Raw genomic sequence first — 24,078 nt, forward strand, 5'->3', positions numbered from 1 at the left:
CTTGAGTACGCCTGTTGAGCAGTGGCTGGTGGGCATGGACATCACGGCCGAGCGGCTGGAAGCCATGCAGCAGGCCGCCTCGCTGCTGGTGACGAACTACGGTGCGGATCCCTCGGGGACCGCCAACGCGGCCCCGGGGATCCAGGAGGCGCTGGACATTGCGCGTGATCTGGGTGGCGCGCAAGTGCTGGTGCCGCCGGGCGTGTATCTGATCGGCACGACGTTGCGGATCTACGGCAACACCCGGCTCAGCTTGATGGCTGGGGCCGAGTTCCGGCGCAACGTCGCCGGGACGATGATCATCAACGGGGATTCCGGGCAGGCTTTCGGCGGCTACACGGGCCACAGCAACATCGTCATCGAGGGCGGCCTGTGGAACATGCGCGGCACGACGGTCGGATTGACCGCGAGCGCGATGTGCATGAGCTTCGGCCACTGCCAGAACATCCTCGTGCGCGACGCCGAAATCCGCGACCTGCCCGGATTCCACGGCATCGAGCTCAACAGCACGCTGCACGGCCGAGTCCAGGACTGCCGATTCCGCGGCTACGTCGACCCCGGCGGCCGCGATTTTTCCGAGGCCGTACAGATCGACCTCGCGAAATCGTCAGGAGTATTTGGCGGGTTCGGCCCGTATGACCACACGCCATCGGAAGATATCGCCGTCACTGGCTGCTATTTCGGCGCTTCCGGCACGGCTGGCACGACTGCTTGGCCCAGGGGAATCGGCAGCCATAGCGCGACCATCACCAAATATCACCGCCGTATCCGCATCGCCAACAACGCGTTCGAGAACCTCCTCCAGTTCGCGGTGAGCGCGTACGTCTGGGAAGACGTCACGATCGTTGGCAACACGTTCAACGAATGCGGCAGTGGCGTCCGTATCCGGTCGGTGATCGTCAGCGACACCGAGGACACCAAACTCCCGGACGGAACGCAGACGTCGGCGTCGCAGTCCCAGCGGAATTTTGCTGTGGTCGGCAATGCCTTCCGTGGCGGTGGGGGCTACGACAACGCGATCATCGCGTTGGGTGAGACGTCGGGCAAGGTGCACGGCGTGGTCATCGTCGGCAACGCGATCGACGGGACCGCGACCCAGGCCGGGATCCGGCTGCAGTACGTCGAGCGGGCCACCGTTGCCGACAATGTCGTGACGAGCACGGGTGGCACGGGCATCTCCACGGAGGATCAGAACAACACGATCATCTCGGGGAATGTGATTTGGAGCCCGACCACGCACGGCATCACGATGGTCGACAGCGACAACTCGAACATTATCGGGAATCACATCCGCGACCCGGAGAACAGCGGAATTCTCGTGCAGGGCGGAACTGATATCCAGATCCGGGACAACTTCGTTGACGGCGCGAACACTACGGCCAGCAGTTCGTACGGAATTCGCGTCTCTACATCCGCTGTCGCCGTCGCCATCAGCGGGAACAAATGTCGCCCTGGCGCGGCGGCCACGAAGGCTGTCAATGGCTTGTCCATCGCGGCGGGAGTGACCGGAGTTCACCGCTTCGGAAACGATATGCGCGGGACGTGGTCCGGTGCTGCTGGTGGAATCGACGACCTGTCGACCGCTCCGCAGACCGTGGCGACGGACATCGAATAGCCGTCCCTCTCCTTTCGCCCCGCGCCGTCCGGCCGGGGCCTTTTCTATGCCCTGGAGGACACCAGTGCTGAAGCCCAACACGGTCGAACTCGCCGAGACCGCCTACGCGGCCTACGGAGCCGCGACCGGCCACCGCACCTACGACGACCGTCCGATGCCCGCGTGGGAGGACCTCGGCGCACGGGTCCAGGCAGCGTGGGTCTGCGCGGCAGGCGCCGTAGCGCTGGACACCCTCGCTCGCGTCGGAGCGAGTAACTCTGGCTGCGCGCCGGACGTCGGCGACGTGGTCCTGGTCCCGATGGACCCCGTGCTCAACAACGGCGCGGCCGTCGCACCGGCCCTGGTCACCCGCGTGTGGAACCCCACCACGGTCAACGTCCGCATCCTCGCCGACAGCGAGGCGATCGAGTGGCGGACCTCCGTCGTCTACCGCGACAGCCTCGACGACGTCGCCGTCCCGGCCGCCGTCTGGACCTGGCCGGGTGGTCAGTGATGAAGCTCGTCACCCGCGCCGCGTGGGGAGCACGCGCCTACCGCAGACCGAACGGTGCGACGACGTACAGCCGGGCCCGCCGTGGCGTGAAGCTCCACTACCTCGGCACCACCTACACCGACCGGACGCACGACCGGTGCGACGACTACGTGCGGCAGATACAGGCGCAGCACATGGACGGCAACGGCTGGTCGGACATCGGCTACAGCTTCGTCGTCTGCACCCACGGCTACGTGTACGAGGGCCGCGGCCTGAAGCGCCGCAACTCGGCGAACGGGTCGACCTCGCTGAACGAGCAGGACTATGCGGTGCTGTTGATGGTCGGCTCGGCCGGGTTGACGAAGCCCACCGACGCGCAGCTGCACGGCGCCCGTGACGCGATCGAGCACTGCCGGGAGGAGGGGCCGGCGGGTGACTGGCTCGGCGGGCACAAGGACGGTTACGCCACCACGTGCCCGGGCGCTGTGGTCTACGCGTGGGTCAAGAAGGGTGCGCCCCGTCCGGGCGGGAAGCCCGTGGAGCCGAAGCCCGGTACGGGGCGGCCGGTCGTCGACCTGTCGCAGCTGCTCGCCGCGGCGAAGACGGACCCACCGAAGAAGGGCACGCCCGTCAGCTACGCGGGCGTGAAGGTCGTCGAGGACGCCCTCGTCCAGGAGGGGCTCCTCGCGAAGTCCCTCGCGGACGGCCACTTCGGCACCGCCACGAAGGCCGCCTACGGCCTGTGGCAGATGCGGTGCGGCTGGCGCGGCGAGGACGCCGACGGCCTGCCCGGTCTCGCATCGCTCACCAAGCTCGGCAAGCGCCGCGGCTTCAACGTCACCGCCTAACACCGAAGGGAACCACCCATGAAGATCGCCAGTGCCGCAAAGTCGCTCATCGCCGGTATCGCTGCCGGGTCCGCAGCCGCGATCACGGCCGTGCAGGACAACGTCCTCACCACCGGGGAGGGCGTCACCATCGCGCTTGCCGTCCTCGGCGCCTGGGGCATCACCTACGCCGTGCCCAACAAGCAGAACAACGCGGGCATCTGACGCTGACCCATGAAGACGCCGTGGGAAAGGTGGTGGCGTGGACGCGGCCATGGTGACGGCGATCGCAGCGCTGATCGGCGGACCCGTGGCCGCGGCGGGCGTCATGTACGGCAGCCGCGGCGCGACGAGGGCGGCCCGGGAGGGCAACGCGGTGACGGGTTTCAACAGCCTGACGGATCAGCTTCAGGAGGAGCGGGGGGAGCTGAAGAAGGAGGTCGCCACGCTGCGCGCCGAGTTGGCCGCGGAGAGGCTGGAGACGGCGCGGCTGCGGCTGGTGGTGCAGCAGTTGGGGGGTGCGCCGTGACGCGTACCCAGTGGGCGCTGTACCGGCACCGGAGGCGGCTGCTGCTCGTCGCGATCCTGGTGACTTTGGCCGGCGGGTTGGGTGTGGCGTTCATCCTGATCGACCGTGCTTCCGGGCGGGCCGATTACGCGCTGGAGGAGGCGAATCTTCGGGGGGAGGCGGTGTCGACGTTGGCGGGGGATGTGCGGGCGTTGCGGGCGCAGGTGGAGGCGGAGGGTGGCACGCCCGTGGCGCCGGACCCGACGAAGGCCGTGGAGGACCTCCCCGATCGAGCTGAGGTTCCGGTGCCCATCCCGGGGCCGCCTGGTCCTTCCGGTGATCGCGGGCCGTCGGGTTCTCCAGGAAAGGACGGCGGCGACGGGACGGACGGTACGACGGGCCCGAGCGGAGTTCCGGGCGTGGATGGCGCGGACGGCGCGCAGGGACCGCCTGGCCCTCAGGGGGACGTCGGCCCGGCCGGGCCTCAGGGCGAGCAGGGCCCGCAGGGTGAAACCGGGGAGCGAGGGCCGGCAGGGGAGTCGTGTCCGGAGGGGTACAGCTGGCAGACCCCGAGCTACGACCCCGATGCTTTGGTCTGCCGGAAGGATGGCGCCCCGGATCCGAGTGAGGAGCCGACGTCTCCGCTGGCTGCCGGGTTGGATCCGCAACGTCGTGTGTACGTGTGAACAGGATGGCCCCCTCTCGCCTTCGGGCGGGAGGGGGCCTTTCGTCATGCCCGGATCCGGTCACCTGGTGAGGTCCCGCGGGTTCAGGGTCCGGCGGGCGCGATTGATGACGTTGTGGGCGTCCGCTCCGTACACCGCGGACTCCCGCAGGGTGTGCCAGACGTGGAGGTAGGTCGCGACGGAGTCGGCGTCGTCCAGCCAGAGTTCGGCGTGCCAGTCCTCGGCGATGACGAGCCTGTCGTCCAGGACCCAGAAGCCGTTCGCTGTGGGGATCTTGAGGGATGCGCCGAGCGGGATGATCCCCAGTTCTACGGTGTCCATGCCGATCGTGCCCGCGAGGCGGTCGAGTTGGCTGGCGAGGACGGCCGGGGGGCAGATCAGGGCGTGGAGGGCGGCTTCCCAGATCAGGGTGTGGAACTTGTGGCCGCCTGTGTAGAGCCACGTCTGGCGCTCCTGCCGTGCGCGTACGGCCGCGTCGGTGTCCGGCTTTGAGCCCTGGAGGTCTGCGTATCGCAGGAACATGTGGCGGGCGTAGTCGGCTGTCTGGAGGAGGCCGGGGATGACGGCCTCCTCCCACGCGTAGATGACCTTCGATCGGCCGACTTCGAGGTTCCAGGTGTCCTGTACGGGGCGGTGTCCTGAGGCCAGTTGGCGGCGCCAAGATCGGATATGGGACTCGAACCCCTTGAGCCGCGCGTCCAGTTCGTCAAAGGCATCGGGGTGGCCGACGCCCTCGGCCCAGGCGCGGAGGTCCTCGACGGTCGCGGTCTGCCGTCCGCCTTCCAGCTTGTAGACCTTCGAGTGCGGCCAGCCGAGCCGCTGTGCGAGCTGGGTACCGGTGAGCCGCCCGCCGGAGGCCGTAAGGCGCAGCTCCCTCAAGCGGATGCCGAGGACCTCGCGGGCCTGCTGGTAGTCCGTGCTCACCGGTGCCGTTTAGCCCTTCGGGTTGAGCTGTGCCGCGAACTGGTCGTACGGGATGGAGGCGTGGACGGCGGCGTCCCGAACCTGGCAGTACCGCAGGACCTCGGCAGGCTCCGTGATGACCTGCACGTCGTGGAAGACGTCCTGGTCGTCGAAGCGGAGCACCGCCACGAGGCGGCTGTCGAAAATCCAGAAGTCCTCAGCGGGCAGGTGTGCCTGCTCGGCGTCCTGGCGCCACAGGTTCCGTGCGTCTTCGCCCGTGGCTGCGTTGCAGCGCGCGTAGCTGAGCAGGAACAACTGGCCTTCGGTCGGCGGATTGTCGACGACGCGGACCCGCCCGACGTACTTGCCCGCAGAGGTCTGCCGACGGATGTTGGTGCACCACTCGCTGTCCAGGTCCATCGGGGCCTGGCCGGTCTGGACGAACTCCTCGTACCCCAGGTCCTCCTTGTCGGAGGCGTAGCCGCGGCGAGTCTCAAGGTGCCAGGCGGAGTGCTCGAAGTTGTGGAAGAGCCGGCCGAACTCCTCCAGGCTGATCAGCTTGGTCACACGCTCCATCTCCTTGGGCCCGTGGTTCACCAGCAGTTCGCGAGGCACAGCCACCGCCGCGTCGCCGGGGCCGAAGTGCTGGAGTTGGCGGAGGTCGTTCGGGTCGGTGACGGGTGTGCCCTGGACGATGATCTCGCCACTGTCGAGGTCCTGGTGAACCGCCGGGCATGCGCCGTTCTTGCTGTCCGTGCCGTTGAAGCGCAGTCGTCGCGCCATGTCGCCTCCCTTGGTGTGGGACTTGTCGCCACCAGCATCACCAGGTGCGCTGTGCCGATCTACAGCGTGCACTCCCCTGTGTGAGACCACACGAGAACATTTGGCCAGACAGCGAGAACATTCGAGAACATCGCATCGCGCGTGTCAACGGGGCCTTCGTACCGTCCTGTTCATGGTCAAAACACGCGAGTCGCAAGACGTCGATCCCTTCACGGCCATGGAGTCACTGAGAACGGCACTCGATCAGGTCGGCATCGTGCTGCCGTCCCTCGCGGTCGATGCGGGTTCGCCGGCCCTTGGTCTCGTGGAGCTCGGTCGCGTTCGCGCGGAGGTCGCGTTGCGGCTGGCGCACACGCTGCAGCGAGGGGCACCGGCCGCATGAGCACGAAACAGCACGTCGAGCCCCTGCCGGCAGACCTCTCGCTGATGCGCGAGACCGCACAAATTCTCCTCGGCCCCGATGCCGCGCCGGACGTGCTGCCGCCGTCCGCCGACGAGCTGGACACGCTCATCCGCACGCTGCGCGGGCACCTGGAGCTGCTTGCCCCCGAGGTGGAACAGGCGGCCTCGCGCCTCGACCAGGAGAGCATCCCTCGGTACTGCGCCCGGGCCTGCGTCGTAGAGGTGCGCGGCAAGCTCCGGGCGCAGCCAGGCCCTGGCCTGAGTGGAGCGGCCGCGTACGCCCGACGCCTCGCACGCGCGCTGAATGCCCTGTGCAACCACTACGAAGGCCTGCTCCGCACACTGGCGAAGGAGGAAGAGCCCAATGGAGATCAAAGCCGAACCCTCGGCCGATGAGGTCGTCGAGCCGCCCCTCGGCGAGCAGCTGCTCGCCCTCGCGGGCAGCCTCGGCGAAGAGGTAGCTGTGTGGGCGCTGGCCACAGAGGAGCAGATCCTCTCTCGGAGCACCGTCCGCAAGGCACTCGTCTACAGCAACTTGGACGGCACGCTCGGCCTGGCGTGGGAGCGGTTGGACAGTCGCTTCTACGAACTCGGCCTGGACGAGGCGGCGCTCGCGTTCTTGGACCTCGTTCTGTCGGTAGCGGGGATCGCGCACCGGACGAGCCTCGTTCGCGTCATGGATCTCGACGAGCGCCGTACGGCGATCATCTTGCGGACCATGATCCGGCTGTCCGGCTGCGACACCCTCGCGGTGGGAACGCGCACCTGATGCGGGCACTGACCGGCGCCATCCTGCGCATCATGTGCGACCGCTGCGGCGGCGTGTACAAGCCGACCAAGGCGGGCGGCTTGGCCTGCAGTTGCTGAGGCGCGGCCGTCACCTCACGAGGTCTGCGAGCGGCACGTCCAGCGCGCCCGAGATCAGGATGAGCGTGTCGAGGAGCGGCGAGGCGTGGCCCTGCTCGATGCGGTTGTACTTCGCCCGGTCCATTTCGATCTGCTCGGCGACCTGCTGCTGCGTCAGGTTCGCGTGGACGCGTGCCGCTCTGATCTGGTCACCGATCTGCTGTCTGCGCGTGACGACCCAGTCGGGCGAGGAGGTGGTGCGTGGCACCCGTACACGCTCGCGAGTCCATGATCGAAAGTATGTAGCCTTGACGGCACATCGTGTGATCTTGGAGGGCGTGGGTATGTCACGGGCCTACCCCCCTCCGTATGCGCCCGCCCTCGTGGCGGGCCCCCGGGGATGCGGCGGACACCCTCGCGCGAGGTCGGTCGCCCCGTCCAGATGGCGGGACCGCACTCCGGGGCCGCCCCGGGCTCGTACGCTAGAGCCCGGGGCGGGGCCGTCGATTTTCCGTCGAAGTCTCCGAGAGATAGGCCAAGCGCCTTTCCTTAGATTGGTTCGACGCGACCAGCAAAAACGCAGGTAGGCACATCGCTAAACCTCGCACACCTTCTAAGCGCTTGGCCGCAGGTTCGAGTCCTGCCGGGGGCGCCTATCCCCGCCCTCCCGTCCGGGAGGGCTTTTTTGCTGTTCAGGTCACGTGCGGCTCGACGCGGAGGAGCGCCGCCACGCAACGCCTTCGAATGACTGCCTTTTGCCGGTAGGCCGAATCTCCGCGTACCCGCGCGACGCGGTGCGGTCGGGCCACAAGCACGTTGCCGGGGCGGGCCGTGTCGCCGGCGGCGGCGTTCTTGGGAATACCGCTCCGTCCTGGGCCATTGAACGGCACGGCCCGGGTCGATGTGTGTTCAGCCGGCGTGTGGCCGTCCGAGCCCTGTCCGAGCGAGGAAGTGCGGTGATCACGCGATGAAGGCGGTGCGGTTCCATACGTACGGCGGGATCGATGTGCTGCGGGTGGAGGAGGTGCCGCGGCCCGCACCCGGCCCCGGGCAGGTGCTGGTCGAGGTCCGCGCGGCCGGGATCCAACCGGGCGAGGTGATGATCCGCGAGGGCGCTCGGCACGACCGCTGGCCGGCGACGTTCCCCTCCGGGCAGGGCAGCGACCTGGCCGGAGTCGTGGTGGAGGTCGGCACGCAGGCGCGCGGTTTCGGAGTGGGCGACGAGGTCCTGGGGTTCACTCACGATCGGGCGAGCCACGCCGAGTTGGTCGTGGTCGACGACGTGAATCTGGTGTCGCGTCCCGCGGGACTCTCCTGGGACGTGGCCGGTTCGCTGTACGTGGCGGGCACGACCGCGTACGCCACCGTGTTCGCGGTGGACCCCGAACCGGCCGAAACGGTCGTGGTGTCCGGTGCGGCGGGCGGTGTCGGATCCCTCGCCGTCCAGCTCGCGCGGCGGCGCGGCGCGACGGTGATCGGGCTGGCGAGCGAGCGGAACCACACCTGGTTGAAGGAGCACGGTGTCGTCCCGGTCACGTACGGCGAGGGCATGGCCGAACGGATCCGGCAGGCTTCCGGCGGGAACGTAAACGCGTTCATCGACACGTTCGGCGACGGCTACGTGGACCTGGCGGTGGAGCTGGGCGTGCGCCCCGAGCGGATCAACACGATCCGAGACTGGCGGGCCGCGGCCAGGATCGGTGCGCGAACCTATGGAGAAGGCTCGGCGGCGAGCGCGGTCGTGGTCGGCGAGCTGGCCCGGCTTGCCGCTCGCGGGGAGCTGGAGGTGCCGATCGCGCGCACCTACCCGCTGGACCGGGTGCGCGACGCGTTCCGCGAGCTGGAACGGCGGCGGACCCACGGCAAGATCGTGCTCCGGCCGTAGCTCTCACTGTCCGGGGCCGGCCGCGGCTGTCGGGAGCTGTCCGGGGCGACCATCGAGCGGGCGCCCCGGAATCGGCAGCAAGGGCCTTGGCGGCCTTCGTACGTGGGCGGCCTGCTCACCACACCGGTGAGCACACAGGTGAGCACACAGGTGAGCAACACCCGCTCGGGCCCGCACACCTTCCAAGCGCTCGGCCGCGGGGTCGAGTGCTGCCGGGGCGCTCACATCAGGGCCGGTCAGGCACCTCGTCCGAGCCATGCCTCGTAGGCGGCGACAACCGTGGTGACCGTGGTCGCCACGACCGGCATCCACAGCCGTACGGTCCTGCCCCAGCTTCGAGCCGTACGCCGCCTCTCGAGCCGTTCGGTAGCGGGTTCCTGCTTGTTGCTCTGCATCTGCTTCTCCCGTTGGCCTGGTCCCGGTCGATGCCTCGTCCGTTGGGAAGAGCGTGGGTCCGAACGGCTCCCACCGTCACGGGAGTTGCCTACCGCCGGAACGGGATCCGCAGGTCATCGCCCTGTGCCGAGGCCTGCGGCCCGGGCCATGACGACGAGTTCCGCACGGTCGGGCGCGCCGAGTTTGGCCTTGATGTCGGTCAGGGCGTTCTCGACCCGCTTGGTGCTGATGCCCAGCCGGGCCGCTGCACCGGCGGTGGTCTGTCCGGGAGCGGCGATGATGTCGAGGATTTCCCTTTCCCGCGCGGTGAGTTGAGGAAAGGCGGTGTCCCGTCTGGCCTCCCTCAGTTCGTCGAACCAGGGGCGGATGCGGGCGGTGTCGGAAAGGTTGAAGATCCATGCTCCGGCGGCGACGTCGTGGACCGCACGGAGGATCTGCGTGATGTCTCCGGCCTTCATGAGAAAGCCGGACGCGCCGGCGCGCATCGCGGCCATCACATTGGGATCCGCCTCGTATTCGGAATGGACGAGGACCTTGGTTCCCGGGCGGGATCTCTGGATTTCCCGGGTCGCCCACAGCCCGCTGCCGTTGGGCATCCGTACGTCCATGACGACAACGTCGGGGCAGAACTTGAGTGTCTGTTCCACCGCTTCGCGGCCGTCGTGCGCTTCCGCCACCACGGTGATGCCGGGGTCCGATTCGAGCAGGACACGCAGCCCGTACCGGGTGAACGCGTGGTCGTCCGCTATGACCACGCGGATCTCCTGTTCCGTCACCTGATCCCGCCCTCCGCCGAGTTGCCGATGTGTTCCGCGCCCGCCAGGGTGAACGGCAGGCGGGCGACGACCTCCGTCCCACCGCGGGTGCGCGGGCGGATCTCGCAACTGCCGCCGATCTCGACGGCACGCTCCCGCATGGACCCCATGCCCACCCCGGGGCGGAACCGGCCGGGAAGACCACTGCCGTCGTCGGCAACGGTCAGAACGAGGACATCACCCAGTTCGAGGGAGACCCGGCAGGTGTCGGCGTCGGCATGTCTGAGGACATTGGCGACGGCCTCGGCGAGGATCCAGTAGGCCGCCTCCTCCACCGCGGCCGGAAGCCGGGGAATCTCGTCGGGCAGCTCGCACTCCACCGGCAGGGACACGCGGTCGAGGTGGACCAGCACGGCCTCGCGGAGCCCGAGTTGGTCGACGGGCGACCGCAGGCCCGTGGATATCCGGCGCAGGTCCTCCGTGCCCTGACGGATGTGGATCAGGGTGGTGGCCAGCAGTTCGTGTGTCGCGCCGGGATCGCTGCGCAGCTTGGTGACGGCTGCCTGGAGGGTCCAGGTGGCGCCTGTGAGTACGGGCCCGACCCCGTCGTGCAGATCCCGGGCCAGGCGGCGACGTTCCTCGGCCGTCGCGGCGACGGCGCGCTCCTGGGCGCGCTGCAGAGTCAGTGCGAGACGCACGGCCGACGCGGCCTGCGCGATGTGCCGGGCCACGTCCCGCAACAGGCGCAGGTCGGCCGCCGAGAAGTGCTCCTCGAACGACCTGGGCCCGACGAGCAGGGCGCCGATCTCCTCTCCCTGGTGCACCAGGGCCAGTCTCAGCGGGTGCTCGACCTCGGTGCCGTACGTGGCCACACGCGTGCGGTAGGGGCCTCGTGTCGACCGGCCGTCCAGTTCGACGGCCACGTAGGACAGGCGCAGGGCTTCGGCCACGGTCGCTGCGGCCTCCGGCAGGACGTCCTTCGGGGCGCTCGTGGTCTCCAGGCGCCGGCCGAGCGTGGCCAGCGCCGTGTAGGGGTCGTCCCGCAGGCCGTACACGAACCGGCTCACCAGGCGCTGCAGCACAGCGCGAAGGGGCTGCAGCAGTACGGCCACCACGCCCGTGGCCAGCAGCGGGGCCAGGCCGGAGGCGGAGTGACGCAGCAGCAGCCCGAAGGCGCTGACGGTGCCGATGTAGAGGCCGGCCACCGCGGCGGTCAGTCCGGCGTACATCAGGGTGTTGCTCAGGAGGCGGTCGATGTTGAACAGGTTGTGGCGCGTGATGGCGATCGCGATGGCCATGCCTAGCAGCGCGGGCACGGCGTCCATGGCGAGGGATTCCGCCGGGCCGTCCAGCAGCACGATGTGCACCGTCACCAGACAGACGCTCACCAGAGCCGCCCAGGCCACCCATTTCAGCTGCCGCCGCACCAGCCCGGTGGAGCTCCGGTACCGGACGAGCATCGACGCGATCGACAGCAGGAAGGGGAAGAGGACCATGAGGACCGACACGGCGCCCACGTGCGTCACCGCGAACGACAGTGCCGCGATGCCCGCCGGGTTGGGCGCGCCGAAGTAACCGGATCCCAGCGGTCCCGGCATGAAGGCCCCGATGAGCATCATCACGCACCCGCAGGCGACCACGTACCGCGCGGCGAATCGCCGGCCCGCAGAAGGCAGACGATCGCCGGGGAACACGAGAAAGAGGAGCATGAGCGGGAAGCCGAAGAACACGAACGACCAGTTGGTCGCCCACATGGCCGGTACGGCCCCGGCCAGCCCACGCGGCATCGCGTAGAGCCCGTACGCGTGGACGAACAGGTCGAAGGACGCGCCGGACCCCGCAGCCAGCAGGAGCCAGCCCGCCGGATTGCCCGGTCGGCGGACGGCCACCAGCAGTCCCAGCTGAGCAAGCACCGCACCGGTCGGCGCCTCTACGACCATCAGCCACCACGGATGCCAGTCCGGACGCGGCGTCGCACGGGACAGGACCGCGAGGACGGCGCCGGCGACCGCGGTGATCACCGTGGCGGCCCACAGCGCCTGAGCGGTCCGCCGTGTCGCCAGACGCGTCAGGGGGTGCGGCCCTCGACGGGTCGCGCGCGCCGCCCGGCTTCCCGTGAGCTCGTTCATGGCTCACCTCCAGCACGATCACCCTGGCGGTGGTCGGCTCCCGGCTGCCAGGGAGGCCGGTCCCGGGTCGCCGGGAGTGCAGTGTCGGCCGATGGGCGAGGGAGGCAGATGACGCACTCGCTCCCGCCGCCGGGGCGTGCCCGGAAGGCGCAGCTGCCGCCGATCTCGACGGCACGCTCCCGGATCGAGGTCAGCCCGGCACCCGGCCGGAAGGCTTCGGGAGGTCCCTGACCGTTGTCGGCCACCCTCAGCGTGAGGTGCTCGTCGCCCAGTTCCAGGCTCACCCAGCAGCTTTCGGCCCGGGCGTGCCGCAGCACGTTCGTCACCGCCTCGGTCATGGTCAGGTACGTGACCTCCTCGACGGCCGCGGGAAGCCGGGGAAGCTCGTCGGGCACCGTGACGTGCACGGTCAGCGAGACACGGTCGAGGTAGCCGAGGACCGCCTCGCGGAGCCCCAGCTGGTCGACGGGCGACCGCAGGCCCATGGAGATGCGGCGCAGGTCTTCGCCGCCGAGGCGCACGCGGTCCAGTGCGGTGACGAGGAGTTCGTGGGCCCGGTCGGGGGCGGTGCGCACCAGCGCCGCGGCCTCCTCCACCGTGGAGGTCGCTTCGGTGAGGACCGGGTCGATGCCGTCGTGCAGGTCCTTGGAGAGGCGGCGGCGTTCCTCGGCCCGTGCGGCGACTGCCCGTTTCTGCGAGTGCTGTACGTCCAGCGACAGCCGTACGCTCGCCGCCGCCTGGGCTATGTGCCGGGCCGTGTCCTGCAGAAGCCGCAGGTCCGCGGGTGAGTAGCGTTCCTCGGCCGATCTCGCGGCGATGGCCAGCGTGCCGATCTCCTCACCTTGGTGGACCAGTGGGAGACGCACCACGACGGGGGTCTCGGCACCGTGGAAGGCAACGCGTGCCCACGTGCCGCCGGTCATCGCCGAGCCGTCCAGCTCGATGGCGACGAAGGGGGAACGCAGGGCTTCCGCCACGGTGGCGGCGGCCTCCGGGAGTACCCGCTGCGGGGCGCCGACCGCCTCCAGCCGTCGGCCGAGACCGGCCAGCGCCGCGTACGGGTCGTCCCGCAGGCCGTACACCAGTCGGCTGACCGTCTTCTGCAGCACGGTCCGCAGCGGCTGCAGAGCCGCGGCCACCACGCCGGTCGCCAGCAACGGGGCCACCCCGGAGGCCGACCGCTGCAGCAGCAGCCCGAACAGGCTCACCGTGCCCGCGTAGAGCCCCACCACACACCCCGTCAGGCCGAGGTACACCAGTGAACGGCTCAGCAGCCGGTCGATGTCGAAGAGGTTGTGACGCACGATCGCCAAGGCGATGGAGGCGCTGAGCACGACGAGACCCAGGTCGATGGCGATGGTTCCCCAGGCACCCTGGTGGAGCGGCATGGTCACCACCACCAGGGTCACAGCCGCCAACGCGGCGAACGCGACCCACTTGAACTGCAGACGGGCCACCCCGGTGGAGCGACGGAAGCGGAGCAGCAACGAGCAGGCCGAGGCGAGGAAAGGCAGAGCGACCACCAGAAACGAGATCAGTCCCTCGTAGCGGTGGAAGAACATCAGCCAGGAAACGCCGAACGGGTTCTGCACCTGGGGGAAATAGTCCCGGTCGATGGACCCGGGAATGAAGCTGATGGTGCACATCACGAATACGGCACACGCAGCGACGTACCAGGTGGCAATCCGTCGGCGTCCGGTGGGAAACCGCCCGTCCGGGAAGCACAGGAGCAACGCGTAGACCGGGAAGAAGTTCAGCGCGAAAGCCCAGTTCGACACCCACGCCGACAGTCCGATTCCCGGAAGGTCATGGGCCAGCGCGTAAACGGCGTGCGCATGTCCGAGGGAATCGAGAACACCTCCGAACCCGGATACCAACAGCAGCCAGCCGACGCGATTGCGCGGCCGACGACGGGCCACCACGAATCCCGGGTACGCGAATGCCACGAGTGCCGCGGGCTGGAACACCGCCACCGCCCAGGGGTGCCATTCCGGGCGTGGATACGAACCGGTCGGCAGCACGAACGCGGTGGTCGCCAGGCCCATGGCCACCGTGCCGATCCACAGCGTCCACGCGATCCGCTTCCTCACAGGATGTTCCGCCGCACCCTCGGCCGCCCCCGCCGGTCCGCTCATCCCCACCCCACGGCCTTGCGGCGCTGCGCTCCGTCGTCCGGGCACAGCTCGCCGTTCCCCCGCCGCTCCTGTCGAATTTCCCCTGTTCAAGAGCTTGTTCGTCACCGTAGCGAGACGACTGGCGACCGCGTCGCGGGAGTTCATGACCGACAGAGAGTGACCGCTGTTGTCCCGGACGTGCACGAGGATGTGCGCTCGGAGGATGCGCGCTCGGCGGACCCAGGATCCAAGTTGGCTCGAACTCGTCGGAGAACCCTTCGAACCCTTCGCACGGGTCGGTGTCCGCGGTTTCAGGACGGTCGGTCCGGAAGCTGGCGTACGAAGCGGGTGCACCCACCCACACCCGCCCTTGACCAGCCCATGGTCCCTCCATGGACCACCGGTCGGAAACGAGCCACGCACCGGTCACCCGGTGTTGACCCGCGGCGGAAACGATACGGCGGATCGTTCGATCCACGACGGATCCCCTCGTTCCCCTCGTCCCCCCGATCCCCTCGATCCCCTCCCAGAGGCCGCAACCGCGGACACGGCCTCCCCGCCCGACGAAACGACGGCCCACCCATGAAGCGACGACCCATGAGACACCTCTCCCCCCGTCCTGCCCCCGGCGTCACCCCCGCCCTCGCCCTCGCCCTGTGCGCCCTCCTCTCCGGCGCGCTGCCCGCCCACGCCGCAAGCCACTCGACCGGCGGCCACAGCGCCGGCAGCCGTGAAAGCTACGGAACGAAGGCGTCGTACGAGCCCGGCCAGAACCCGCGCACCTACCAAGCCGCGCCCCGCGGATTCGAGCCCGTGTTCACGGAGAACGTCTCCCGGCACGGGTCCCGTGCCGCGACCGACAGCGAGGACGGGGACCTCGTCCTCAGGCTGTGGGACCGGGCGGCGAGCGAGGGGCAGCTGACCGAGGCGGGCAGGGAGTTCGGGCCCCGGGTGCGGGCGCTGCTCGACGCCATGGCCGAGGTCGGGTACGGGAACCTGAGCAGGCGCGGCAGGCAGGAGATCCAGGACACCGCCGTACGCATGGAGAAGCGGCTCCCGGGACTCTTCGCGCACATCGCGAAGGACGGCGAGCCGATCGACGTCGTCAGCTCCGGGCAGGGTCGCGCGGTGGACAGCGCGGGCGAGTTCGCGACCGCGCTCACCAAGGCCGACCCCGCGCTGAAGCCGCTGATCGGGCCCGCCCGCGCCGACGAGGACCTGCTCTACTTCCACAAGGCGGCCGGGGGCGCCGCGTACCGCGACTACATCGACAACGACAAGCGGCTCGCGGACACCCTCAAGAGCGTCACCGACCAGCCGGCCACGCACCGCGCCGCCGTGAACGTACTGAAGAAAATCTTCAAACCGGCGTTCGTCGCGCGGATCTCCGCGGGAGAGTTCTCGGACATCGGCAGCGACGTCGACGCGGCCGAAGCGGTCTACAACCTCTACGGCATCGCCCCGGCGATGAGCGAGGAGAGCCCGGGCGGCCGCGGCTGGCACATGGAGCGGTACATCGCGCCGCGCGACGCCGCCTGGTTCGGGTATCTGAGCGACGCCGAGGACTTCTACGAGAAGGGCCCCGGCTTCGCCGACAGCGACATCACGTACAAGATGGCCGGCGTGCTGCTCGACGACTTCTTCAAGAAGGCCGAGGCCAGGCGGGACGGCACCAGCAGCCTCGGCGCGGAACTGCGCTTCACCCACGCCGAGGAGATCATCCCGCTGGCCGCGCTGATGGGCCTGCCCGGCAGTACGAGGCCGGTGACCGCCCAGCGCCCGTACACCTACGCCGACAACCCCTGGCGCGGCGCGTCCATGGCGCCCATGGCCGCGAACATCCAGTGGGACGTGTTCCGCAAGGGCCGCACCTATCTCGTACGCATGCTCTACAACGAGAAGGAGACCGCGTTCAAGCAGAGCTGCCGCCCGGTGGCCAAGGGCAGCACGTTCTACGAGCTGAACGAACTGGAGCGCTGCTTCGGACGTACGCACCCGACGTCCTGAGGTCCGGGCCGGCCCCACTAATCTGTCCGCCATGAACGCATCGGGGGACATGGTCGACGGGCGGTTCGAGCTGCTCGCGCGGCTCGGCAGCGGCGGTATGGGGACGGTGTGGCGGGCCCGCGACAGCGTGCTCCACCGCGAGGTCGCCCTCAAGGCCGTCCGGCACGACGCGGCGGCCTCCCACTCCGTCCGTGAGCGGGTGCTGCGCGAGGCCCGGGCACTCGCCCGGATCAGCCACCCGAACGTCGTGATGATCCACCACATCATCGACGACGACCCGCACCCCTGGCTCGTCATGGAACTGGTGGACGGAGTCTCGCTCCAGGAGCGGCTGGCCGACGGCCCGCTGGCCCCCTCGGAGGCCGCCCGGCTCGGCCGCCAGGTGCTCGCCGCCCTGCGCGCCGCGGTCGCGGCGGGCATCCAGCACCGGGACGTCAAGCCCGCCAACATCCTGCTGCGCGCCGACGGTTCCGCCGTGCTCACCGACTTCGGCATCGCCGCCCTCCAGGGGTCGACCGCGCTGACCGCGACCGGCGAACTCATCGGCTCCCCCGAGTACATCGCCCCCGAGCGGATCCGCGGCAACGACGACGACCCGGCGTCCGACCTCTGGTCCCTGGGGCTCGTCCTGTACGTCTGCGTGGAGGGCGTCAGCCCGCTGCGGCGCGGCACCACCCTGGGCACCCTCGCCGCCGTCCTCGACGAGGCCGTACCGCCGCCGGTGCGCTCCGGCCCGCTGTCGCCCGTGCTCCAGGCCCTGCTCGTACGGGATCCGGCGGCCCGCCCCGACGCGGCCCGGCTGGACGCGATGCTGGCGCAGGTCGAGTCGGGTACGACTCCGGACTGGCCGCTGCCGACGGCCACGGCCCCGGCCACGGCCCCGCTCCCGGCGACCGCCCCGCCGCCGCCCGGGCCCACGACGGCACCGACGCACGTCCTGCCCGGGCCGCCGGCGTCCGGCGGCACGGTTCCCGATGGTCCGGGCGGTCCGGGCGGAAGCGGTCCCAGCAGACCGGGCGAAGGCGTTCCCGGTAGCCCGGGCGGAGGCGGTGCCGGCGCTCCCGTGCCCGCCGAGCCGGTCGGCGAGCACCCGACGCGCGTCCAGAACGTGCCCCCGCGTGGGACCGGGCGGCGCCCGGCCCTCATCGCCACCGTCGCCGTCGTCGTGGCCGCCCTCGCGACAGCCGCGACCGCGCTCGTCCTCAACCTGCGCGAGTCGGACGGCGACGACGGCAAGGCCCGGGGCGGCGGCGTTTCGGCGTCCGGCACCGCGACCTCCCCGTCCGCGAAGCGGACGCCCACGCCGACACCTTCACCGTCGTCGCCGTCGACGGCGGCCTCGCAGCCGGCCGCGTCCCCTTCGGAGACGGCCACCCCGCCCCCCTCCGGCGGCCGGTGGATCGCCCAGTTGTTCTCCGAACCGGTCGGCGCCGGCACCGCCACGCGGGACCAACGGCTCGCGGCCATCCGCAAGTCCGTCCCCGAGGCGGTCTACGTCCGCAGCGACGACTACGCGTCGCTCCGCCCGGGCTTCTGGGTCATCTACGCCCCGGGCCCGTTCACCGACGGCCGCGCCGCTCTCAGCTTCTGCGCGGAACGCGGCAGGACCACGTCGACCACCTGCGTCGGCCGCTACCTGAGCACGGCGTCGGCGGACTACAGCCTCCAGTGCAGTCCCCCGGCCGCCGACCCGAAGGGCCGCTGCACACGCCAGTGAGCCGGGTCCCGACACCGGCGCAACCCTGACGCGACCCTGAGACGCCCCCGATGTCATCCCCGAGATGTGTCAGAAGTCTTTGACAGGTCCGGGAGACAGCTGTCAGCCTTTTCTGACAGGTACGAAGGAAAGGGGCGCGATGCCCGAGGTCCCGCCTCCGGAACCAACCGGCGACGAGCTGCTGAAGGTGCTCTCCGCACTGGGCAATCCGCATCGCCTGCGGATCGTCGCGGCCCTCCTGGAGCGCCGGAACTACGTCAGCGCGCTGGCCCGCGAGATCGGTATGGGCCGCCCGCTGCTGCACATGCACCTGCAGCGGCTGGAGGCGGCCGGACTGATCGTCGGCACGCTCGAACTCTCGGAGGACGGCAAGGCGATGAAGTACTTCGAAGTCGCCCCGTTCTGCTACCGGCTGACACCGCGTCTCGTCGCACAGGCGGCCACAACGATCACCGAGCCGACGGACAAGACGGATCAGCCCGCGAAAACCACGAGGACCGCGAAAGAGGGAACCAAGTGAAGGAGCAACTGGTGACGACCGCCGCGAGCGCCGACGAGCTGGGGGTTCTGGTCGGCGCCGTCGGCGCGGCCGGGCTCTTCTCCCTGCTGATCGTGATCGTCTGGCAGGTCGCCGCCACCTGGCGCGCCCGGATGCTGGCCGCCCGCGAGCAGCAGTACAAGGAGTTGGCCGCCAAGTACGCCCAACTCCTGGAGGACACCGTGGAGTTGCAGCGCCGCACGGTCGAGGAGCAGCGACAGACCCTGGACGAGCTGACGCAGACGCGACTGTCGGTCAACTCGATGGAGAAGATGATGCGCGAGATCGAGTAGCGGGCGACGCCAAGGGCCTGCCACCGCACTACTGCTGACCCGAACCACCGCTGAACCGAACCACCGAACCACCCCGCGTACGGCCGGGAGCGCCAACTCCCGGCCGTACCGAAGCGGAACGACATCCCTGACACACATCCCGAACGCCACGGCAGGTCGTGACACCTGTTGCGCCGTGGCGCGGGCCCACGTGCGCCCGGAGCCGGTCATGGACCAGCCCGTGCCGGTCGTCGACCGGCGGCGCGCTCCACACGAAGGAGACTACTCATGCGTGCGCTGCTCCAGCGCGCCACCGGTGCGCCCGACGGCCGACGCGGCTGGGGGTCCCCCCTCTGGGGGATGCTCGTCCTCGCGGCCTGGCTGATCCTGGCCGTCGCACTCGGCCCGCTCGCCGGAAAGCTCGGCGACGTCGAGGACTCCAGCGCCAACGCCTTCCTGCCGGGCGGCTCCGAGTCCGCACAGGTCAACACGGAACTGGAGACGCCCTGCGCGACGTCCTGGCCGCCACGTTCGCGGTGTTCGCCGGGCTGCCTCTGGTGACGATGGCCCAGATGGGCGTCATCGTCGGCATCGGCGTCCTCCTGGACACCTTTCTCGTCCGTACGGTCCTGGTGCCGGCCCTCGCGCTCGACCTGGGCCGCTGGTTCTGGTGGCCCGGCCGCCTGTTCCGCGAGCCGGGGCCGGACCGCCACCAGGATCCGAACAAGGAGGACACTCATATGCTTTATCACCCCATATGAAGCATCTTGGTGGATGATGCCCGGATGAGTACCGTTACCCCCTGTGGGCCTTCGCGTTGAACGGTCTGTGCGGTCGCGTCGGAGCAGCCGCGCTCACCGAAATCGAAGGAGTGAACGTGAAGTCTCGCATCGCGAAGGCGGCCGGTGTGGCCCTCGGCACGGGTGCCGTTGTGATCAGCGGAGCCGGTCTGGCCATGGCGGACGCGGGCGCCGAGGGCAAGGCCGTCGGCTCGCCCGGCGTCCTGTCGGGCAACGTCATCCAGGTCCCGGTCAACGTGCCGGTCAACCTCTGCGGCAACACCGTGAACATCATCGCCCTGCTGAACCCGACGTTCGGCAACAAGTGCGCGAACCTCGACGACGGCCCGAAGGGCCACCACGGCCCCAAGGGACACGCCCCCAAGGGCTACGGCCACTGAGTCACCGCACTCACGAGAAGGCCCCCGGCGGCACACCACCGGGGGCCTTCCCCTGTTCACCTGTCACGAGTCACAGAACACCCGTAACTCGTCACCCGTAACTCGTCACCCGTAACTCGTCCGCCGTCACCGGTGCATCAGACGTACCGGTAGATCCGGCTGAGGTCCTCCAGCTCGTCCGGCGTCACGTCCCAAGGCGGCATCTCCTCGTGCCGCGCCACCACCCGCCCCCGCTGCCGGTCCCCGAGTTCCGGCGGCGACGCGGGCAGGTACCGGGCCCCTCGGTGCCGCTTCTGCCAGCGGGTCCAGAGCAGGTCCACGAAGGAGTGGTGCAGCCAGAAGACGGGGTCGTTGACCGAGGCCCCGCCGAGCATGTGCCCGCCGACCCAGCGGTGCACGCGATTGTGGTTGCGCCAGGCGTCGTTGCCCTGCCCGGTCCCCCACCCTTCGAGCTTGTTCCGGAAGCCGCGGGAGGAGGTGGAGTCCCAGGGGGCCGTGTCGTACACCGGGTCCTTGAGGGCCCGCGCCAGCTCGTCCGCGGTGGGCAGGGCGAGCGGATCGTGGGGCCGGCCGAAGTCGCGCGTGAGGTACTCGCCGTCGGTCATCGACTCCTTGACGACCCACTTCTTGTGCCGGTAGGCGAACGGCCCGGTCGTCACCTGCCGGTCGGAGCGCCGCCCGTTGCCCCCGAGCAGGTCCTCCCCCCACAGCGAGGCGGCGGGCGTCCGGTCCTTCGTCCAGTCCCAGTACGGCACGGACACCCCGGAGTCGACCCGCCGCAGCGCCCGCTCCAGCTCCAGCAGGAACCGCCGGTGCCAGGGCAGGAAGGAGGGCGCCATGTGGGCCGCACGCAGCCCGCCGTCACCGTCCGACACGTAGTGGTCGATGTGCACGCGGACGAACTCGTCGTACTCGCCGGTGCGCTTGATCTCCAGGAACGCGCCGACCAGCCTGCGCCGTTCGGCCTTCGTCAGCGCGCTCACGTTCTTACGCGTGTACGCCATGCCCGTGCCCCTCCCCCGGCCCCGCCTCCGCGGCGGCCGCGCGCAGCCGCAGTGCGCCGCCCAGTTCGTCGACGGCGCCGCGGGCGGCGGCGAGCGGCGTCGGATACGACTGGTAGTGGTCGACCATGCTCAGATAGCCGCCGTCGGCCCGCCGCATGAGGTGCAACGGCCGACCGTCCACGGTGACCCGCCACTGCCCGGCGGGGGCCGCGCCGGCCGTGGCGTCCTCGAACCCGCGGATCCACCGTCCGCGGTACATCTCGTCGAAGTCGGCCTCGAACTCGGCCTCGAACTCGGTCTCGGGTCCGGTCTCGAACCCGGCCTCGGGCCCGGCCGGTTCGCCGGACGCGGGCGGTTCGCCGGACGCTGGCGGTTCGGCGCGCGACGGTCGCGAGGCCGCGACGAGCGGAGCCAGGGCGGCGGTGACGGCCGCGACGAGCAGCCCTCTCAGGACGTCTCGCCGCGTGCCGTTCGCCACTGCCACCCGTACTCCTCCATGAACTGTCGGGCCCGCACGGCCGGTTGACGACCCGGTCGGCCCGTTGTGTCTACAGCCCGGGCGCGAGGCCCAGGTTCGCCCCCGGTGCCGCCTGCAGAACCGGCGCAAGGAGACCGACCTCGGGCAGCTTCGGCGCCGGGAGACCGAGCTTGTCCGCCTGAGGTGCGGTCAACGGAGCGTCCAACGAGGCACCAGGCGTCAGGGCACGCAGGTCCGACGTGGGCGTGCTGGCGGCGACGTGGTCGAAGGTGTCCCCGAGAACGCGCGGCACCGGCGTACGCAGGTCGAGGGACGGCAGGTCGCTGGTGACCGGCAGCTGCGGGACGGCCCGGTCCGGCAGCAGCCGTCCCTCGACGTACCGCGGCCCGTCGGGGTTGCCCGGCGTGGGCAGCGGCAGGGTGCCGCCGATCCTGGGCATCTCCATGTTCAGCGAGTTCTCCACACCGTCCAGCGGTACGGCGACCGGGATCCCGTCCGCCGCGACGGCGGGCGTCGCGACGGCGGCCGCCACACAGGTGACGACGGCGGCAAGAGTTCCTCGGGTGGTCGACTTCATCTCAGGCACGGGCCTTTCGGGATTCGGGGGGCTGCGTCCGAAACGCGTAACGACCCGGCGAACGACAACAGATCAAAATTCCCCCGGTGGATGCAATTGTCAGCTCGTCCAGAAGTCCCACCACCGCGTCAACACGAGCATTCCGATGATCCCGAGATGCAGGACCGGCGGCACCCACGTGAATTCGGCGAGGAATCCCTTCACCCAGCCGGGTGCGGGCAGGAATTCATTTCGTACGTTGAACGCCGTGACGTACCAGAACATGACGACGGTGGCGATCCAGGCGAGGCAGCACCACAGGCACAGCGCGTTGATGCTGTAGAGCGACTCGTACTGGAGCCACGTCACGAATCCGACGCCGAACAGCGTGCCCCCGTCGAGCGTCAGCCAGTACCAGCGTGGGAACGCGGCACCGGCCAGCAGGCTCGCGCCGACGCAGATCACGATGCCGTAGGCGACCAGACCGAGCATCGGGTTGGGGAACCCGAGGGCGGAGGCCTGGTCGCTCTTCATGATGTTGCCGCAGGAGACGACCGGGTTCAGACTGCAGCCCGGGGTGAAGTCCGGGTCCTCCAGCAGCTTGAACTTGTCGATGGTGATGACCCAGGAGGCCAGCAGTCCGGCCGCGCCCGTGATCACCAGCAGCAGGGCGAACGCGCGGCCGGCGCCCGCGGTGCGCATCGTCAGCCGCGCAGGCTGCGGGCCGGGAGGAGGGCGTGCGCCGCGCTGTTCAGGGTCTGCTCGTCGCCGGCGAACGCGGCCAGTGCCTCCGGCGCGACGGGCTTGCCCGGCTCGGCCTCGGGCCAGGGGCGGGTGGTGAAGAGGAAGTAGGCGTAGCCGCGTTCGCCGACCGCGGCGAGCCACTCCGGCGGCACCGGGCACTGGGCGTTGAGGTGGGCCATGGTGACGACGGCCTGGCCGGCCTCGACGAGCAGACCGACGGGGAAGCTGGGCTGCCGGGTGCCGTCGACGATCTCGTCGCCGATGGGCAGGCCGCTGCGGTGCAGCAGTTGCTCGACGGCGGCCGTGGAGCCCTCGGGGCCGCCCTCGCCGTCACCGAGCGAGTAGGCCAGCAGGAAGGGCATGTCGCCGTCGGGGTGTTCGCCGCTCCACGCCATCACGACGAGCGTGCCGAGGTCGGCGGCACGGAAAGAACGCGTTTCGCTTGATGTTGAGGTCACCGCGGAACCGTATCGACGCGCCGGAATGCGTCCGCTCCGTTTCTCACTCGCCCGGGGGATTTCCGCACAGGTCTCCACACGAACGGGGGACGGTGTCGAACGGCCGGAAAGAACAATCGGAACGGCGCGGATAATCGGAGAACAGGCCGAAGGGCCGGTTCCGCGTGATGCGGAACCGGCCCTTCGGCACTTCCGGAGTTACGTCCGATGCCGCGTCCGGAGTTGCGTCCGAAGTCACTTCTGGAGGGGAAGTCCGCCCAGGAGCCCCGTGGGACCCTCAGCCGAGTTGAGGGCCTTCGTCGCGCCGTCGACGGTGTTCAGCACGGAGTCCTTGTTCGACGTGTCGAGCGCGTTCGACTGCGACTGCAGGGGCATGGCGTCCGCGGCGTCCACCGGCTCGTTGGTGAGCGCGGTGAGCGCCGAGTCGAGGCCGCCGTTGAGACTGGAGGGCGTGAGGTCGGCGGCAAAGGCGGGCGCTGCGGCAGCAGCGATGACCAGGGACCCGGCGACGGCTGCGGCGGCCTTCAGGGACTTCATCGTGTTCCTTTCGTCGGCAACTCGCGTCACCGGAGGGAAATTTCGCTGAACTGCGCCCTGCCCAACGATCCCCGTTCCGGGCGGAAACTCCGTTCCCCGAAAATTTCTGGAAGCCACCCAATTGAAGGGTGTGTCAAATCCTCAAATGGGATCCCTCATATGAAAACAGCCGTCGGGCCGGCCCGGGTGACGGGCCGGCCCGACGGCCGGGGACGGGGGGGCAGGACGGCAGCAGTCCGCCGCGGGGCACCGGGAGCCCGCCCGGC

Annotated in this window: 28 protein-coding genes and 1 pseudogene; 16 read left to right on the plus strand and 13 right to left on the minus strand. The window is 69.8% G+C overall.

What is annotated here, in order from left to right:
* Window position 1 precedes the first annotated feature (1 nt).
* From ACIBEI_RS31650 to ACIBEI_RS31670, 5 genes are all read left to right on the plus strand, one after another.
* The gene (locus ACIBEI_RS31650) at window positions 2-1,615 is read left to right on the plus strand and encodes a NosD domain-containing protein (RefSeq protein WP_398893632.1); all 1,614 of its coding nucleotides are present in this window, start codon (window positions 2-4) and stop codon (window positions 1,613-1,615) included.
* Between the two features lie 64 nt (window positions 1,616-1,679).
* Window positions 1,680-2,108, plus strand: a complete 429-nt coding sequence (locus ACIBEI_RS31655; RefSeq protein WP_398893633.1) for a hypothetical protein — start codon at window positions 1,680-1,682, stop codon at window positions 2,106-2,108.
* A complete protein-coding gene (locus ACIBEI_RS31660) occupies window positions 2,108-2,935 on the plus strand; it encodes an N-acetylmuramoyl-L-alanine amidase (RefSeq protein ID WP_398893634.1) in 828 nt (275 codons plus the stop codon). Before ACIBEI_RS31655 ends, ACIBEI_RS31660 begins: the two co-directional genes overlap by 1 nt.
* 18 nt (window positions 2,936-2,953) lie before the next feature.
* On the plus strand, window positions 2,954-3,139 hold the full coding sequence (locus ACIBEI_RS31665; protein WP_398893635.1) for a hypothetical protein: 186 nt from the start codon (window positions 2,954-2,956) through the stop codon (window positions 3,137-3,139).
* A 37-nt stretch (window positions 3,140-3,176) separates the two neighbouring features.
* Window positions 3,177-3,443: a hypothetical protein gene (locus ACIBEI_RS31670; protein WP_398893636.1), complete on the plus strand. Its 267-nt coding sequence runs from the start codon at window positions 3,177-3,179 to the stop codon at window positions 3,441-3,443.
* Between the two features lie 725 nt (window positions 3,444-4,168).
* Here ACIBEI_RS31670 and ACIBEI_RS31675 read toward each other — a convergent pair.
* Window positions 4,169-5,032, minus strand: a complete 864-nt coding sequence (locus tag ACIBEI_RS31675; RefSeq protein WP_398893637.1) for a helix-turn-helix domain-containing protein — start codon at window positions 5,030-5,032, stop codon at window positions 4,169-4,171.
* Window positions 5,033-5,041: 9 nt separating this feature from the next.
* Window positions 5,042-5,794 carry a DUF6879 family protein gene (locus ACIBEI_RS31680; protein ID WP_398893638.1) on the minus strand — a complete coding sequence of 251 codons (753 nt, stop codon included), beginning with the start codon at window positions 5,792-5,794 and terminating at the stop codon, window positions 5,042-5,044.
* A gap of 172 nt (window positions 5,795-5,966) precedes the next feature.
* On the opposite strand from ACIBEI_RS31680, the gene ACIBEI_RS31685 reads away from it, so the two are divergent.
* Genes ACIBEI_RS31685 through ACIBEI_RS31695 form a run of 3 tightly spaced genes read left to right on the plus strand, consistent with a single transcriptional unit; the run spans window position 5,967 to window position 6,965 of the window.
* A complete protein-coding gene (locus ACIBEI_RS31685; protein ID WP_398893639.1) occupies window positions 5,967-6,176 on the plus strand; it encodes a hypothetical protein in 210 nt (69 codons plus the stop codon).
* The gene (locus tag ACIBEI_RS31690; protein WP_398893640.1) at window positions 6,173-6,592 is read left to right on the plus strand and encodes a DUF6415 family natural product biosynthesis protein; all 420 of its coding nucleotides are present in this window, start codon (window positions 6,173-6,175) and stop codon (window positions 6,590-6,592) included. The genes ACIBEI_RS31685 and ACIBEI_RS31690 overlap by 4 nt, the downstream gene beginning before the upstream one ends.
* A complete protein-coding gene (locus ACIBEI_RS31695; protein ID WP_398893641.1) occupies window positions 6,561-6,965 on the plus strand; it encodes a hypothetical protein in 405 nt (134 codons plus the stop codon). The genes ACIBEI_RS31690 and ACIBEI_RS31695 overlap by 32 nt, the downstream gene beginning before the upstream one ends.
* A gap of 108 nt (window positions 6,966-7,073) precedes the next feature.
* On the opposite strand, the gene ACIBEI_RS31700 is transcribed toward ACIBEI_RS31695, so the two are convergent.
* Window positions 7,074-7,310: a helix-turn-helix domain-containing protein gene (locus ACIBEI_RS31700; RefSeq protein ID WP_398893642.1), complete on the minus strand. Its 237-nt coding sequence runs from the start codon at window positions 7,308-7,310 to the stop codon at window positions 7,074-7,076.
* Window positions 7,311-8,009: 699 nt separating this feature from the next.
* Between ACIBEI_RS31700 and ACIBEI_RS31705 the strand changes: the two genes are divergently transcribed.
* Window positions 8,010-8,927, plus strand: a complete 918-nt coding sequence (locus ACIBEI_RS31705) for an NADP-dependent oxidoreductase (RefSeq protein WP_398893643.1) — start codon at window positions 8,010-8,012, stop codon at window positions 8,925-8,927.
* A 236-nt stretch (window positions 8,928-9,163) separates the two neighbouring features.
* Here the strand turns inward: ACIBEI_RS31705 and ACIBEI_RS31710 are convergent, their stop codons facing one another.
* The 4 genes from ACIBEI_RS31710 to ACIBEI_RS31725 form a co-directional block, all read right to left on the minus strand.
* The gene (locus ACIBEI_RS31710; protein ID WP_398893644.1) at window positions 9,164-9,322 is read right to left on the minus strand and encodes a hypothetical protein; all 159 of its coding nucleotides are present in this window, start codon (window positions 9,320-9,322) and stop codon (window positions 9,164-9,166) included.
* 114 nt (window positions 9,323-9,436) lie between these two features.
* Window positions 9,437-10,099, minus strand: a complete 663-nt coding sequence (locus ACIBEI_RS31715) for a response regulator (protein ID WP_398893645.1) — start codon at window positions 10,097-10,099, stop codon at window positions 9,437-9,439.
* On the minus strand, window positions 10,096-12,207 hold the full coding sequence (locus ACIBEI_RS31720) for a histidine kinase (RefSeq protein ID WP_398893646.1): 2,112 nt from the start codon (window positions 12,205-12,207) through the stop codon (window positions 10,096-10,098). Before ACIBEI_RS31720 ends, ACIBEI_RS31715 begins: the two co-directional genes overlap by 4 nt.
* Entirely contained in the window at window positions 12,204-14,297 is a 2,094-nt protein-coding gene (locus ACIBEI_RS31725; RefSeq protein ID WP_398893647.1) for an ATP-binding protein, read from the minus strand. The genes ACIBEI_RS31720 and ACIBEI_RS31725 overlap by 4 nt, the downstream gene beginning before the upstream one ends.
* Window positions 14,298-14,918: 621 nt before the next feature.
* On the opposite strand from ACIBEI_RS31725, the gene ACIBEI_RS31730 reads away from it, so the two are divergent.
* From ACIBEI_RS31730 to ACIBEI_RS31760, 7 genes and pseudogenes are all read left to right on the plus strand, one after another.
* Window positions 14,919-16,328 (plus strand): histidine-type phosphatase, encoded by a 1,410-nt coding sequence (locus ACIBEI_RS31730; RefSeq protein WP_398893648.1) that lies wholly within the window; start codon window positions 14,919-14,921, stop codon window positions 16,326-16,328.
* Between the two features lie 31 nt (window positions 16,329-16,359).
* Window positions 16,360-18,045 carry a serine/threonine-protein kinase gene (locus ACIBEI_RS31735; protein ID WP_398893649.1) on the plus strand — a complete coding sequence of 562 codons (1,686 nt, stop codon included), beginning with the start codon at window positions 16,360-16,362 and terminating at the stop codon, window positions 18,043-18,045.
* Between the two features lie 139 nt (window positions 18,046-18,184).
* A complete protein-coding gene (locus ACIBEI_RS31740; protein ID WP_398893650.1) occupies window positions 18,185-18,565 on the plus strand; it encodes an ArsR/SmtB family transcription factor in 381 nt (126 codons plus the stop codon).
* Entirely contained in the window at window positions 18,562-18,876 is a 315-nt protein-coding gene (locus ACIBEI_RS31745) for a hypothetical protein (RefSeq protein ID WP_186001002.1), read from the plus strand. Before ACIBEI_RS31740 ends, ACIBEI_RS31745 begins: the two co-directional genes overlap by 4 nt.
* Window positions 18,877-19,143: 267 nt before the next feature.
* On the plus strand, window positions 19,144-19,416 hold the full coding sequence (locus ACIBEI_RS31750; protein WP_398893659.1) for a hypothetical protein: 273 nt from the start codon (window positions 19,144-19,146) through the stop codon (window positions 19,414-19,416).
* Window positions 19,329-19,616 (plus strand): annotated as a pseudogene (locus tag ACIBEI_RS31755) (MMPL family transporter); the annotation flags it as partial. The gene ACIBEI_RS31750 and the pseudogene ACIBEI_RS31755, both read left to right, overlap by 88 nt.
* 116 nt (window positions 19,617-19,732) lie before the next feature.
* Window positions 19,733-20,035, plus strand: a complete 303-nt coding sequence (locus tag ACIBEI_RS31760) for a chaplin (RefSeq protein ID WP_398893651.1) — start codon at window positions 19,733-19,735, stop codon at window positions 20,033-20,035.
* A 137-nt stretch (window positions 20,036-20,172) separates the two neighbouring features.
* Here the strand turns inward: ACIBEI_RS31760 and ACIBEI_RS31765 are convergent, their stop codons facing one another.
* The 6 genes from ACIBEI_RS31765 to ACIBEI_RS31790 form a co-directional block, all read right to left on the minus strand.
* Window positions 20,173-21,039, minus strand: a complete 867-nt coding sequence (locus ACIBEI_RS31765) for a tyrosinase family protein (RefSeq protein ID WP_398893652.1) — start codon at window positions 21,037-21,039, stop codon at window positions 20,173-20,175.
* A complete protein-coding gene (locus ACIBEI_RS31770; protein ID WP_398893653.1) occupies window positions 21,023-21,523 on the minus strand; it encodes a tyrosinase family oxidase copper chaperone in 501 nt (166 codons plus the stop codon). Before ACIBEI_RS31770 ends, ACIBEI_RS31765 begins: the two co-directional genes overlap by 17 nt.
* 64 nt (window positions 21,524-21,587) lie before the next feature.
* Window positions 21,588-22,094: a hypothetical protein gene (locus ACIBEI_RS31775; RefSeq protein WP_383385515.1), complete on the minus strand. Its 507-nt coding sequence runs from the start codon at window positions 22,092-22,094 to the stop codon at window positions 21,588-21,590.
* 99 nt (window positions 22,095-22,193) lie between these two features.
* Window positions 22,194-22,775, minus strand: a complete 582-nt coding sequence (locus ACIBEI_RS31780; RefSeq protein ID WP_398893654.1) for a vitamin K epoxide reductase family protein — start codon at window positions 22,773-22,775, stop codon at window positions 22,194-22,196.
* Window positions 22,776-22,777: 2 nt separating this feature from the next.
* Complete coding sequence (locus tag ACIBEI_RS31785; RefSeq protein WP_398893655.1) at window positions 22,778-23,275, minus strand: DUF5949 family protein; 498 nt, start codon at window positions 23,273-23,275, stop codon at window positions 22,778-22,780.
* A gap of 234 nt (window positions 23,276-23,509) precedes the next feature.
* Window positions 23,510-23,812, minus strand: coding sequence for a hypothetical protein (locus ACIBEI_RS31790; RefSeq protein ID WP_398893656.1), 303 nt, complete (start codon window positions 23,810-23,812; stop codon window positions 23,510-23,512).
* Window positions 23,813-24,078: the final 266 nt, after the last annotated feature.

This window comes from Streptomyces sp. NPDC050988, from assembly GCF_044456225.1.
GTDB lineage: Bacteria > Actinomycetota > Actinomycetes > Streptomycetales > Streptomycetaceae > Streptomyces.